Annotated in this window: 11 protein-coding genes; 7 read left to right on the forward strand and 4 right to left on the reverse strand. The window is 72.7% G+C overall.

From position 1 onward, the window contains the following. Window positions 1-58: 58 nt before the first annotated feature. From KBX63_RS15200 to KBX63_RS15210, 3 genes are all read left to right on the forward strand, one after another. Window positions 59-1,441, forward strand: coding sequence for an FAD-binding oxidoreductase (locus KBX63_RS15200; RefSeq protein WP_210911746.1), 1,383 nt, complete (start codon window positions 59-61; stop codon window positions 1,439-1,441). A 199-nt stretch (window positions 1,442-1,640) separates the two neighbouring features. Next, on the forward strand, window positions 1,641-3,089 hold the full coding sequence (gene pyk / locus KBX63_RS15205; RefSeq protein WP_210911760.1) for a pyruvate kinase: 1,449 nt from the start codon (window positions 1,641-1,643) through the stop codon (window positions 3,087-3,089). Beyond that, the gene (locus tag KBX63_RS15210) at window positions 3,086-3,970 is read left to right on the forward strand and encodes an acyl-CoA thioesterase II (protein WP_210911762.1); all 885 of its coding nucleotides are present in this window, start codon (window positions 3,086-3,088) and stop codon (window positions 3,968-3,970) included. The genes pyk and KBX63_RS15210 overlap by 4 nt, the downstream gene beginning before the upstream one ends. A 107-nt stretch (window positions 3,971-4,077) precedes the next feature. Here the strand turns inward: KBX63_RS15210 and KBX63_RS15215 are convergent, their stop codons facing one another. Continuing rightward, on the reverse strand, window positions 4,078-4,746 hold the full coding sequence (locus tag KBX63_RS15215) for a YceI family protein (RefSeq protein ID WP_210911764.1): 669 nt from the start codon (window positions 4,744-4,746) through the stop codon (window positions 4,078-4,080). A 259-nt stretch (window positions 4,747-5,005) separates the two neighbouring features. Between KBX63_RS15215 and KBX63_RS15220 the strand changes: the two genes are divergently transcribed. Then, complete coding sequence (locus tag KBX63_RS15220) at window positions 5,006-5,470, forward strand: Rrf2 family transcriptional regulator (RefSeq protein WP_210911765.1); 465 nt, start codon at window positions 5,006-5,008, stop codon at window positions 5,468-5,470. A gap of 101 nt (window positions 5,471-5,571) precedes the next feature. Beyond that, window positions 5,572-6,555, forward strand: a complete 984-nt coding sequence (locus KBX63_RS15225; RefSeq protein WP_210911766.1) for a sulfite exporter TauE/SafE family protein — start codon at window positions 5,572-5,574, stop codon at window positions 6,553-6,555. Between the two features lie 64 nt (window positions 6,556-6,619). Here the strand turns inward: KBX63_RS15225 and KBX63_RS15230 are convergent, their stop codons facing one another. Further along, window positions 6,620-8,056 (reverse strand): pyridoxal-dependent decarboxylase, encoded by a 1,437-nt coding sequence (locus KBX63_RS15230; RefSeq protein ID WP_307871724.1) that lies wholly within the window; start codon window positions 8,054-8,056, stop codon window positions 6,620-6,622. Between the two features lie 259 nt (window positions 8,057-8,315). Between KBX63_RS15230 and KBX63_RS15235 the strand changes: the two genes are divergently transcribed. After that, window positions 8,316-10,547, forward strand: coding sequence for a cellulose binding domain-containing protein (locus tag KBX63_RS15235; RefSeq protein ID WP_210911775.1), 2,232 nt, complete (start codon window positions 8,316-8,318; stop codon window positions 10,545-10,547). A 199-nt stretch (window positions 10,548-10,746) separates the two neighbouring features. On the opposite strand, the gene KBX63_RS15240 is transcribed toward KBX63_RS15235, so the two are convergent. Both KBX63_RS15240 and KBX63_RS15245 read right to left on the reverse strand, forming a co-directional pair. Further along, complete coding sequence (locus tag KBX63_RS15240) at window positions 10,747-11,790, reverse strand: LLM class flavin-dependent oxidoreductase (RefSeq protein ID WP_210911911.1); 1,044 nt, start codon at window positions 11,788-11,790, stop codon at window positions 10,747-10,749. Window positions 11,791-11,889: 99 nt separating this feature from the next. Beyond that, on the reverse strand, window positions 11,890-12,369 hold the full coding sequence (locus tag KBX63_RS15245) for an Lrp/AsnC family transcriptional regulator (protein ID WP_210911777.1): 480 nt from the start codon (window positions 12,367-12,369) through the stop codon (window positions 11,890-11,892). 83 nt (window positions 12,370-12,452) lie between these two features. Here KBX63_RS15245 and KBX63_RS15250 point away from each other — a divergent pair, with 83 nt between their 5' ends. Then, window positions 12,453-13,631, forward strand: coding sequence for a PLP-dependent aspartate aminotransferase family protein (locus KBX63_RS15250; RefSeq protein ID WP_210911785.1), 1,179 nt, complete (start codon window positions 12,453-12,455; stop codon window positions 13,629-13,631).

Here is a 13,631-nt window from a genome sequence, read left to right on the forward strand (position 1 = left end):
GAGGACCGCCGTCGGGGCGCATCCGGCGCCAGCGGCCGGCCCCGGTCGAGGAGTCGCCGTGAGCTCCGTCGCCACCCCCGATGTCGCGTCGGCCACCGCCCGGCTGCGCGCCCTGCTCGGTGACCGGCTCCACGAGCCGGGCGATCCCGCCTTCGTCGCCGCCACCCGCCTGTGGAACGCCGCCGTGGACCGCGCGCCCGCGCTGGTCGCCCGGTGCCTGGACGCCGATGAGGTGGCCGGCGCGGTCCGCATCGCCGCCCGGTGTCACCTGCCGTTGTCGGTCCGTTCCGGCGGGCACGACTGGGCCGGCCGGGCGCTGCGCGACGGCGGCCTGGTGCTCGACCTGACCGGCCTGCGCGAGGTCCACGTCGATCCGGACACGGCCACGGTGACCGTGGCCGGCGGCGCCACCGCCGCTGACGTGCTCACCGCCGCCCGCCCGTACGACCTGGTGGTGCCCACCGGCGTGGTGCGGGACGTGGGCATGGCCGGGCTCACCCTCGCCGGCGGGTACGGCCCGCTCTGCGGCCGGTTCGGCCTGGCCCTGGACAACCTGCTCGGCGCCGAGGTGGTCCTCGCCGACGGCCGCCGGGTCACCGCCGACCCCCGGCACGACGCCGAGCTGTACTGGGCGTTGCGCGGCGGCGGCGGCAACTTCGGCGTGGTCACCGAGCTGCGCTACCGCGCGCACCGGCTGCCCGCCGTGCTCGCCGGCATGATCATGTTCGCGTTGGCGGAGGCGCCGGCCGTGCTGCGTGGCTACTCCGCGCTGATCGCGCAGGCCCCGGACGAGCTGACCGTGATGGCCGGTTTCCTGCCCGGCCCCGCCGGCGAGCCGGTGATCTTCGTCTGCCCGTTCTACAGCGGCCCGGACCTGGACGCCGGGCGGCCGTGGGTGGACCGGCTGCGAGCGCTGGGCGTCCCGCTGGTCGACCAGGTGGGCCCGCTGGCGTACGCGGACGCGCTGCGGATGTTCGACGGCGGGATGGTCGACGGCAACCACTACCTGCTCCGGACCCGCTGGCTGCCCGCGCTCACCGGCGACGCGGTGGACGCGCTGGTCGACGCCGCCCGGCAGGTCAACTCGCCGTTCTCCGCGCTGGCCCTGCACCACTTCCACGGCGCGGCCAGCCAGGTGCGGCTCGCCGACACGGCGTTCGGCCTGCGCACCGATCACCTGTTGACCGAGGTGATCGCCGTGTGGGCGCCGGGCGGGGTGGCCGGGCCGCACCGGGACTGGGCCGAGCGGACCTCGGCGGCGCTCGCGCCGCACGCCCTGCCCGGTGGCTACCCGAACCTGCTCGCCCCGCAGGAGACCGACCGTGTCCGGCTGGCCTACGGCGCGAACTGGGCGCGGCTGCGCCGGGCGAAGCGGCGCTACGACCCCCGTGACCTGCTCACCGCCGTGCCCACCCTGCCGCCGTCGGAGCACTCCGGGTGAGCCGCCGCCGGGAGCACCCGGACGGTGCGTGCCAGCGGAGGCGTACGATTCCCGGCGCGCGGTCGCCGTTGCCCGTCGCCACAACGTTCCCGGTGCGGTTCCGCCCGCCGGCCCGACGCGCACCGCGCGTCGTTGGACAATTGTTCCGCTGCCTGCAAGGGGTCGGCCCCGAGTCCGACCTGAAGGAGAGACTAGCCTGATGGGCGTGACACGCCGCGCGAAGATCGTCTGCACTCTTGGTCCCGCCACCTCGTCCCCGGAGCGCATCCGAGGTCTCGTCGAGGCCGGCATGAACGTGGCGAGGCTCAACTTCAGCCACGGCAGCCACGCCGACCACGAGGCGGTCTACCGACTGGTCCGGGAGGCGTCCGAGGCGGCCGGTAAGCCGGTGGCCGTCCTCGCCGACCTCCAGGGTCCCAAGATCCGGCTCGGCAAGTTCGCCGACGGCCCGCACGAGTGGCGCACCGGCGACTCGGTCGTGATCACCGGCGACGACATCATCGGCAGCAAGGACCGGGTCTCCTGCACCTACCGCAAGCTGCCGCAGGAGGTGAAGCCCGGTGACCGGCTGCTGATCGACGACGGCCGCGTCGCCGTCGAGGTCACCGACGTCACCGGCAACGACATCCGCTGCCTGGTCACCGAGGGCGGGCCGGTCTCCAACAACAAGGGTGTCTCGCTGCCCAACGTGGCGGTCAGCGTGCCCGCCATGTCGGAGAAGGACGCCGAGGACCTGCGCTTCTCCCTGGGGCTCGGGGTCGACCTGGTCGCCCTCTCCTTCGTCCGCTCGGCCGAGGACATCAAGCTCGTCCACGGCATCATGGCCGAGGAGGGCGTGTTCCGCCCGGTGCTGGCCAAGGTGGAGAAGCCGGAGGCGGTGGACCACCTGGAGGCCATCGTGCTGGCCTTCGACGGTGTCATGGTGGCCCGCGGCGACCTCGGCGTCGAGATGCCGCTGGATGAGGTCCCGCTGGTGCAGAAGCGGGCAGTGCAGCTGTGCCGGGAGAACGCCAAGCCGGTCATCGTGGCCACCCAGATGCTAGACTCCATGATCGAAAATTCCCGCCCCACCCGGGCGGAGGCCTCCGACGTGGCCAACGCGGTGCTCGACGGCGCGGACGCCGTGATGCTCTCCGGGGAGACCAGCGTCGGCAAGTACCCGGTGCTGACCGTCAGCACCATGGCCAAGATCGTGACGACCACCGAGGCCGGCTCGATCGGCGTGCCCCGGTTGCAGCACGATCCCCGTACGCACGGCGGCGCGCTCACCGTGGCCGCCTCGTCGATCGCCCGGGCCATCAACGCCAAGGCGCTCGTCGCGTTCTCGCAGACCGGTGACACCGTCCGGCGGCTCTCCCGGCTGCACTGCGACCTTCCGCTGCTGGCCTTCACCCCGGTCCCCGAGGTGCGCAGCCAGCTCGCCCTGACCTGGGGCGTGGAGACCTTCCTGATGCCGTTCGTGCAGCACACCGACGACATGTTCCGCCAGGTCGACCAGGCGCTGCTCGGCCTCAACCGGGCCAACCCGGGCGACTACGTGGTGATCGTGGCGGGCAGCCCGCCCGGCACCCCCGGCTCGACCAACACGCTGCGCGTCCACCAGCTCGGGTCGCTCGTCGACGCGGCGTCGGCGCGGGCGCTGCAGTGAGCGACGGCCACGTCGCGGTCGGCCAGGCCGCGGTGGACCAGCTGTTGGAGGTCCTGGACCTCGACCCGACCGGCGAGATGACCTTCCGGGGGATGAGCCCCCCGGTCGGCCCGCAGCGGGTGTACGGCGGCCAGGTCGCCGGCCAGGCGCTGGTCGCCGCCGGCCGCACGGTCGACCCGGAGCGGTTCGTGCACTCCCTGCACGGCTACTTCGTCCGCCCCGGCGATCCGGTCGAGCCGATCGAGTACCAGGTGGAGAACATCCGCGACGGCCGGTCCTTCTCGGTCCGCCGCGCGGTCGCGCTCCAGCACGACAAGCCGATCTTCTTCATGTCGGCGTCGTTCCAGCGGGCCGAGGAGGGGCTGGACCACCAGGCGCCGGCCCCGCCGGACGTGCCCGCCCCGCAGGACGTGCCGACGATGACCGACCGGCTGTCCCGCTACCCGGAGCGGCTGGGCATCTGGGGTCAGATCCCGCGCCCCATCGACGTGCGCTACGTCGGCGAGCCCGGCTGGGTCCGTCCCGGCGACCGGCCCGCCGACCCGCACCAGCGGGTCTGGATGCGCATCGACGGCAAGCTGCCGGACGATCCGCTGCTGCACGCCTGCGCGCTCACCTACGCCTCGGACCTCACCCTGCTGGATTCGGTGCTCTCCGTGCACGGCGAGGTGTGGGGGCCGGGCGGGGTGGTCGGCGCGAGCCTCGATCACGCGCTCTGGTTCCACCGGCCGTTCCGGGCCGACGAGTGGTTCCTCTACGACTGCTGGAGCCCGTCGGCGTCCGGCGCTCGGGGGCTGGCCACCGGCCGGATGTTCACCACCGACGGCCGGCAGATCGCCAGCGCCGTGCAGGAGGGCCTGCTGCGCCGCGTCGGCACCTGAGGCTGCCGTCATCCCCGCCAGGCTCGCAGCACCTGAGCCACAGGTTGCGTCCGGGCGGGGACGGCTGTCTGGCCGGGCGCAGTCAGCCCCGATGAGCGTTGGACGGGTCAGGGCTGGTGGATGCCCTCGCCGGCGATCTCGATCTGTACGGTCCTGCCGACCAGAACTCCGCCACTTTCCAGCGCGACATTCCAGAGCAGACCGTAGTCCTCGCGGTTGATTTCCGCCGTGGCGCTGAATCCGAAGATGTTCTGTCCGTAGGGATCGCGGCGAGCACCGCCGAAATTCACCTGAAGGTCCACCGCACGGGTGATCCCCTTCACCGTCAACTCACCGGTGAGCACGAATCGTCCGGGCGCCGGGCCCGACTGCGGTGGGAGATTGTGACTTCTGCCTCGTCCACCGAATCGATGGTTCCGCAAACGGGCCCAGTGGAAAATCGGATCCTCGTTGCCCTGCCACCTGATACCCGTGCTTCGATATTCAAGGGTGGGAAAGCGCTCCACGTCGAGGAAGTCGGCACTCTTCAGGTGCGTGTCCCGGTCGACGCTGCCGGTGGTGATGCTCGCGGTCTCGATGGTGGCGGTCACCGAGGAGAGCAGCGGGTCCTCCGCCACGAAGATCTGCGCGGTCGCCTCGGCGAATTCACCCCGCACCGGGCTCACCATCATGTGCCGGGACAGGAAACCGATCCGCTTGTGCGCCTGATCGAGACGATAGGTGCCGGCGACCGGGATGGTCATACCATCCCAGGTGCGTGTCGCGATATCGGTCATCGTGTTGCCTTCCCCCCGAGTGGACCCCGGGTGTTTATCAATGTGCTGATGGAGCCCGCGCAAAGGTCCGACAGTCGCACTCCCCGCTCAGCATAAGGACGCTTCGGAACAGCTTTTCGGGGCCCACCGAAAGGTGGATCATGACGCACTTCACGCGTCGCGGAAGACCTCGGCGACGGAGCCGCTCTCCGTCGATGCGTGACCGATCGGCCGAGGGTCGCCCGTCCGGCCGGCTGACCAGCGGGCTAACCTTGCCGACATGCGTCTCTCCGCCCGGGTCGACTACGCCCTCCGCGCGGCTGCCGAGCTCGCCGCGACGGCCAGCGGCCCCGGGCGGGGCCGGCCGGTCACGGCCGACCAGATCGCCCGGGCCCAGGAGATTCCGCCGAAGTTTCTGGAGAGCATCCTGCTCCAGCTGCGCCGGGGCGGCATCGTGCACGCCCAGCGGGGCCCGGAGGGCGGCTACTGGCTGGCCCGTCCGGCCGGGGAGATCTCCCTCGCGGAGGTGATCCGGGTGATCGACGGGCCGCTCGCGCACGTACGCGGGCAGCGCCCGGAAACGCTCGGCTATCACGGCCCGGCCCGCGCGCTCCAGGAGGTCTGGATCGCGCTGCGGGCCAGCGAGCGGGAGATCCTGGAGCTGGTCACCGTCGGCGACGTCGCCGCGAACGCGTTGCCCGCCCGGATCACCGAGCTGGCCGCCGACCCGCGCGCCTGGATCTGACCGCCGGCGTCCCATCCACCGATCGGGCACTTGACCCGGGCTGCCCCGTGCCGCATTGTCGACCAAGTCGATAGGAGATGCCGAGAAGTCAGGGGGCGCTCGTGCGCAAGCTGCTGGTCCTCGCTCTGGTCGGGCTCGCCGCGCAGCTGATCGACGGCTCACTCGGCATGGCGTACGGGCTGACGTCGTCCACCCTGCTGTTGGTCGCCGGGGTCGCCCCGGCCGCCGCGTCCGCCTCGGTGCACCTGGCCGAGATCGGCACCACGCTCGCCGCCGGGGTGGCGCACTGGCGGTTCGGCAACGTCGACTGGCGCGTGGTGACCCGCATCGCGCTGCCCGGCGCGATCGGCGCGTTCGCCGGCGCCACCCTGCTCAGCTCGATCTCCACCGAGTCGGCCGCGCCGTGGATGGCCGGCATCCTCTTCACGCTCGGCGCGTACCTACTGGTCCGCTTCGCCCGGCCGCTGCGTACCGACCGGGTCGGCGGGCGGCTGCGCGGGCGCTTCCTCAGCCCGCTCGGCCTGGTCGCCGGCTTCGTCGACGCCACCGGCGGCGGTGGCTGGGGCCCGGTGGCCACCCCGGCGCTGCTGGTCTCCGGCCGCCTGGAGCCGCGCAAGGTGATCGGCTCGGTGGACACCGCCGAGTTCGTCGTGGCCGGCGCGGCCAGCGTCGGCTTCCTGATCGGGCTGGGCAGCGAGGGGTTCCTGCTGCCCACCGTCGCCGCGCTGCTCATCGGTGGGCTCATCGCCGCTCCGCTGGCCGCCTGGCTGGTGCGCATCGTGCCGGCCCAACTGCTCGGCGCGGCGGTCGGTGGCGTGATCGTGCTGACCAACGCCCGCACCCTGATCCGGTCCGCCGAGCTGGGCGGCCCGGTCCGCCCCGCGATCTACGCCCTGCTGGCCGCCGGCTGGCTGGCCGCGCTGGTGCTGGCCGTGCGCGCCCTGCGCCGGGCCCCCGCCCGCGCCACCGCCGTGCCTGCCTCAGCCGCGAGCGACGCCCCCACCGCCGACGTTCCTGCCGCCCCGTCGGTCGCCGACACCGTCCCGGCCGAGCTTGCCGGTACGGGTACGCCAGCCGCCCGCTGACCGCAGCCCGCTGTTAGGAAGGGCCCCTTCCGCTACACGAGGCGTTAATAAGGGGCCCTTCCTTTCACGGGCGGAGCAGGTTGTCGGCGGTGGCGGTCAGCAGTTCCCACGCCTCGTCGACGTGCCGTTCGACCGTCTGCGGTGAGCCGACCGCCAGTCGCAGCGTGTACCGGCCGGCCACCCGGGTGTGCGTCAGGTGCACCCGCCCGGTGCCGTTCACCCGGGCCAGCAACTCGGCGTTGGTGTCGTCGTCGGCGTGCAGCCGGAAGCAGACCAGCGAGAACGGGTGCGCCGCCGCCAGCTCGAACCGGTCGTCGGCGCGGACCCGGTCGGCGAACCGCGCGGCCAGCGCCACCCCGGAGCGGATGTGCGCGCGCAGCCCCTCGGCGCCGTACCAGCGCAGCACGAACCACAGCTTCAGGGCCCGGAACCGGCGGCCCAGCGGCACCTGCCAGTCCCGGTAGTCGATCACCGCGCCGGACTCGCTGGCCGCGTTGCGCAGGAACTCCGGCAGCACGGTCAGCGCCTCGACCAGCTCACCGCGGTCGGCCACCCAGAACGCGTCGCAGTCGAAGCCGGTGAGCAGCCACTTGTGCGGGTCGAAGCAGTACGAATCGGCGTACTCCAGGCCGGCGTGCGACCAGCGCAACTCTGGGCAGACGGCGGCCGCGCCCGCGTACGCGGCGTCCACGTGCAGCCAGATCCCGTGCTCGGCGCAGATCGCCCCGATCTCCGGCAGCGGGTCGATGGCGGTGGTGGAGGTGGTGCCGATGGTGGCGACCACGATGGCGGGGATCTCCCCGGCGGCCAGGTCGGCCTCGATCGCGGCGCGCAGCGCGGCCGGCCGTAGCGCCAGGGTCTCCGGATCCGCCTCGATCGGGCGGACCCCGTCGCTGCCCAGCCCGGCGATCCGCACGGCCTTCTCGATGGACGAGTGCCCGTGCACGGAGGTGTACGCACGGTAGCGCCGGTCGATGCCGGCGTCGCGCCAGCGGCCCCCACTGGCCCGGTGCAGCGCTGCCAGGGTGGCCACCAGGGTCGCCGAGGAGGCCGAGTCCTGGATCACCCCGCCGCCGCTGCCGGTCGAGCGGAACCGCTGCGGCAGGTCCAGCAACTGGGCCAGCCAGTCCATCATCACGGTCTCCAGCTCGGTGCAGGCCGGGCTGCTGGCCCAGAGCATGCCCTGCACACCGAGCCCGGAGCTGACCAGGTCGCCGAGCAGGCTTGGACCGGACGTGTTGGCCGGGAAGTAGCCGAAGAAGCCCGGGTGCTGCCAGTGGGTCAGCCCCGGTACGACGATCGCGTCCAGGTCGGCGAGGACCGCCTCGACCGGCTCGCTGCCGCTGGGCGGGGAGGCCGGCAGGGCGGCCGCCACCGTGCCCGGCGGGTCGGCCGGAGCCACCGGACGCTGCTCGAGCGTGGCCCAGTAGTCCGCGATCCAGTCGATGACGGCGTGGCCGGCGCGGCGGAACTCGTCGGGGTCCATGTGTGGGGCGCTCACCCGGACGAGTTGATCAGGCATCGTCCGGCGGGGCAAGAGTCGAGTGTGGTCGACGGACCATCGGCTCAGCGACAAGCTTCGATATTGCGGTCTGGAAAGCGCTTGCCCTACGATGCGCCTGGAGCCGGATCCGTGAGTTCCCGGGCGTTCACCCCCGATCAGACCGTCGTCCGCCGCCGTCGCGGCGAGCGTCCACAGTGCCCCCCGGGCCGGGGCGATGGACCGTCGGCGGTCACCACCGGATCCCCGGAGGCACTTCATGCACCCGTCCAGACATCGGCTGATCCTGCTCGCCGGTACGACCGCCGCCGCCGTCGCGGCCGGCACCCTCGGCACGGTCGTCGCCTCGGCCGCCGCCGTCGGCTGTCGGGTCGACTACCAGGTCACCAACCAGTGGCAGGGTGGCTTCGGCGTCAACGTCACCGTCACCAACCTCGGCGATCCCGTCACGGGGTGGACCCTCACCTGGTCGTACACCGCCGGCCAGCAGGTCACCCAGGCGTGGAACGCCGCCGTCACCCAGGCCGGCGTCCAGGTCACCGCGCGCAACGTCGACCACAACGCCGCCATCGCCACCAACGGCACCGCCGCCTTCGGCTTCAACGCCTCGTGGACCAGCGGCAACCCGGCGCCCGCCAGCTTCGCGCTCAACGGCGCCACCTGCACCGGCGCGCCGCCCTCCGGTGGCCCGACCACCCCACCGCCCACCACGCCGCCCCCGACCACTCCACCGCCCACGGGCAGTGGAACGCAGATGGAGGACCTGGACCGGGGGCTGATCAGCGTCCGCTCCGGTGGTGGCAACCTCGTCTCCTGGCGGTTGCTCGGCACCGAGACCTCCGGCGTGGCGTTCAACCTCTACCGGGGCCCTACCAGGGTCAACACCAGCCCGATCACCAGCGCCACCACCTACCTCGACAGCGGTGCGGCGGCCGGCTCGGCGTACACCGTTCGCGCGGTGGTGGCCGGCGCCGAGCAGGCCGCCTCGGCGCCGGCGCTGCAGTTCGGCGACGGTTACCTGGACGTGCCGCTGCAGGTTCCGGACGGCGGCAGCACCCCCACCGGGGAGAGCTACACCTACAGCGCCAGCGACGCCTCCGTCGGCGACCTCAACGGTGACGGCAGCTACGAGATCGTGCTCAAGTGGGAGCCGTCGAACGCCAAGGACAACTCCCAGTCCGGCTACACCGGCACCGTGTACGTCGACGCGTACACCCTGGCCGGCGTGCGGTTGTGGCGCGTCGACCTGGGCCGCAACATCCGCGCCGGGGCCCACTACACGCAGTTCCAGGTGTACGACTACGACGGCGACGGGCGCGCCGAGGTGGCCATGAAGACCGCCGACGGCACCCGCTCCGGCACCGGCCAGGTGATCGGCTCCGCGTCGGCGGACCACCGCAACTCCGGCGGCTACGTGCTGGCCGGCCCGGAGTACCTGACCATGTTCGACGGGCGCACCGGCGCGGTCCTCTCCACCGTCACCTACGACCCGCCGCGCGGCACCGTCTCGTCCTGGGGCGACTCGTACGGCAACCGGGTGGACCGTTTCCTCGCCGGCACCGCGTACCTGGACGGGCAGCGCCCTTCGTTGATCATGGCCCGGGGCTACTACACCCGCGCGGTGATCGCGGCCTGGGACTTCCGCGACGGCACGCTGCGCAGGCGCTGGACGTTCGACTCCAACGCCTCCGGCAACGGCGCCGCCGCCGGTCAGGGCAACCACCAGCTCTCCGTCGCCGACGTCGACGGCGACGGCCGCCAGGAGATCGTCTACGGCGCCGCCACCATCGACGACAACGGCCGCCTGCTCTACTCGACGGGCAACGGGCACGGCGACGCCCTGCACGTCGGCGACCTCGACCCGAGCCGCTCGGGGCTGGAGGTGTTCAAGGTCGACGAGGACGCCAGCAAGCCCAGCTCCTGGTTCGCCGACGCCCGTACCGGCCAGATCCTCTGGTCCACGCCGGCCTCCGGCGACAACGGCCGGGGTGTCTCCGCGGACATCTGGGCGGGCAGCCCCGGCGCGGAGTCGTGGTCGTCGGCGGTCGCCGGGCTGGCCGACACCCGGGGGCGCAACATCGGCCGCAAGCCGTCGTCGGCGAACTTCCTCGCCTGGTGGGACGGTGACCCGGTGCGGGAGCTGCTCGACGGCACGAAGATCGACAAGTACGGCACCGGCGGTGACACCCGGCTGCTCACCGGCAGCGGAGTGGCGGCCAACAACGGCACCAAGTCCACACCGGCGCTCTGCGGCGACATCCTCGGCGACTGGCGCGAGGAGGTGATCTGGCGGACCACCGACAGCCGGGCGCTGCGCGTCTACAGCACGCCCACCCCGACCAGCACCCGGATGCACACCCTGATGCACGACCCGCATTACCGGGTGGCGATCGCCTGGCAGAACACCGCCTACAACCAACCGCCGCACCCGGGATTCTTTCTCGGCGACGGCATGGCCGGTCCGCCCACCCCGAACATCTACCTACGCTGATCCGATCCCTGGCGGGCCCGAACGGGGTCGCCAGGGTGGCAGGCACCGGGCCGCAGCCGCGGAATCCGCTCAGCTCCGGCCCGGTGCTCCACACCGCGGCATTCCCGACCCGTCCCGACCGGGGATGCCGTACCACCACCGGCACCTACGTTAGGCACCGTCCGGGTCGCCAGGGTGACGCCGACATGAAGATCGTGTTTCACGCCGTCCGGCGCAGGCCGCCCACCACCTGCTCGGCGATCAGCTCGTACGAGCGCACCCGGTCCCGCACGTCGTAGACCAGCGTGGTCAGCATCAGCTCGTCCGCGCCGGTCCGCTCCACCAGATCGGTCAACTGCCGGCGCACCGTCTCCGGCGAACCCATCGCCTGACCGTCGCGGCGCTGCTGCACGAACTCGCGCTCGATCTCGGTGTACGGGTACGCCGCCGCCTCCTCGGGCGTGGAGAGAGGCTCCGGCCGCCCGGAGCGCAGCTTCAGGAACGACAGCGCGCTCGGTCCGGCCAGCCACTCGGCCCGCTCGTCGGTCTCCGCGCAGACCGCGTTGACCGCCACCATCGCGTACGGCTTGTCCAGCCACTGCGACGGCCGGAAGTTCTGCCGGTACAGCGCCAGCGCCGGCAGGGTGTTCGCCGAGCTGAAGTGGTGCGCGAAGGAGAACGGCAGGCCGAGCAGGCCGGCCAGTTGCGCGCTGAAGCCGCTGGAGCCGAGCAGCCACACGGCCGGCTGCTCACCCCGCCCCGGGGTGGCGATGATCTGCCCGGGCCGCTCGCCGCTGAAGTAGTTCATCAGGTCGGCCAGCTCACGGGGGAAGCCCTCGGCCGACAGCCCCTCCATGGTGCGGCGCAGCGCCAGCGCGGTCACCTGGTCGGTGCCCGGCGCGCGGCCGATGCCCAGGTCGATCCGGCCGGGGTGCAACGCCTCCAGGGTGCCGAACTGCTCGGCCACCACCAGCGGCGCGTGGTTGGGCAGCATCACTCCGCCCGACCCGAGCCGGATCGTCGAGGTGTTCGCGGCCAGGTGGGCGAGCAGCACCGCCGGAGCGGAGCTGGCGATCGCCGGCATGTTGTGGTGCTCGGCCACCCAGAAACGGTGATAGCCCAGCTCCTCGGTGCGCCGGGCCAGCTCGGTGGTGGCCTGCAGCGCCGCGCCGGCGGTGGTGCCCTTGGCGACCGGAGCAAGATCAAGAACAGACAACGGTACGGTGATCACACGCAGTGGCAACTCCGCGGCCTGCCCGTTCATTCCGACCCGAAGGAAGGGCACCTTCTTGACGCCTCCGGTTGTACAAGGGCCCCTTCCTAACAGGGGTTGGCGCGTCGAAGGTTCCACGGGTGGGTTGCGTCAGCCCACTCCGCGGGCCTGTTCGAAGATCAGGCTGGTCTGCGTGTGCTGCACCACCGGATCGACCGCGAGGTGGTCCAGCACGAAGTCGCGCAGCGCGTCCCCGGACGCGGCCCGCACGTGCAGCACGTAGTCCTCCGCACCGGCGACGTGGAACACCGACACCACCCCGGGCAGCCGCACCGACCGGGCCCGGAACGCGTCCACCGCCGCCCGCTCGTGCGCCGTCAGCCGCACCGACACCAGCGCCTGCAACGGCAGGCCGAGCGCGGCCGGGTCAACCTCGGCGTGGAACCCGCGGATCGCGCCGCGTTCGCGCAGCGCCCGGGTGCGGGTCAGGCAGGTCGAGGGCGCCACCCCCACCCGCTCGGCGAGGGCGTTGTTCGGCAACCGGCCGTCCGCGGCCAACTCGGCCAGGATCGCGCGGTCCACCTCGTCCAGGGCCGGGTACGGCCGCACATCGTTCGGCTCAGGGGGCATCCCGTCATCCTCGCCCGAATCCACCAGCGAAGCCAGGGTCAGAGACAGAATTATCTTCCACACCATTGCCCTACGCGGAGCAGATGTTCGAGGCTACCGGCATGACGATGGTGGACACGAAAGCCGTACACGCCGGCCGCGACGACCTGCGGGCGCTCGGCGTCCACGTACCACCGATCGACCTGTCCACCACCAACCCACTGCCCTCGGTGGACGCCGGCGGGGAAGCCTACGAGCAGCTCGCCACCGGCGGCCTCCTGCCCGCCGAGGGCAGCGCCGTCTACCAACGGCTGTGGAACCCGACGGTGGCCCGCTTCGAGACCGCCCTCGCCGAGCTGGAAGGCACCGCCCAGGCCGTCGCCTTCGCCAGCGGCATGGCCGCGCTCACCGCCACCCTGCTCGCCGCCGCCCGGGACGGCCACAGCCACATCGTCGCCGTCCGCCCGCTGTACGGCGGCACCGACCACGTGCTCGCCACCGGCCTGCTCGGCACCACGGTCAGCTGGGCCCGCCCCGACGAGGTCGCCGCCCACATCCGCCCGGACACCGCGCTGGTCATCGTCGAGACGCCCGCCAACCCCACCCTCGACCTGGTCGACATCGCCGCCCTCGCCACCGCCGCCGGCGACGTCCCGCTGCTGGTCGACAACACCGTCGCCACCCCCGTGCTGCAACAGCCGGCCCGGCACGGCGCCGCACTCGTGCTGCACAGCGCCACCAAGAGCATCGGCGGGCACGGCGACGTCCTCGCCGGCGTCGTCGCCTGCGACGCCGACTGGGCCGTCCGGCTGCGCCAGGTCCGCGCGGTCACCGGCGCGATCCTGCACCCGCTCGGCGGTTACCTGCTGCACCGCGGCCTGCAGACCCTGCCGCTGCGCGTCCGCGCCCAACAGGCCAGCGCCGAGAAGCTCGCCGGCTGGCTCGCCGACCACCCGGCCGTCCACCGCGTGCACCACCCGTCGGTGCACGACCCGGCGGCGCTGGTCGGCCGGCAGATGGCCGGGCCCGGCAGCCTGCTGGCCTTCGAGGTACGCGGCGGCGCGCCCGCCGCGGCCGCCGTCGCCGGCGCCTGCCGGCTGATCACCCACGCGGTGTCCCTCGGTGGCGTGGACACCCTGATCCAGCACCCCGCCTCGCTCACCCACCGGCCGGTCGAGGGCGACGCGAAGCCCGTCGCCGCGTTGCTGCGCCTCTCGGTCGGGCTGGAGGACCCCGAGGACCTGCGCGCCGACCTCGCCCAGGCGCTCGCCGTCCTCGGCTGA

Origin of the sequence: Micromonospora sp. U21 (assembly GCF_018070045.1) — a bacterium.
Lineage (GTDB): Bacteria > Actinomycetota > Actinomycetes > Mycobacteriales > Micromonosporaceae > Micromonospora.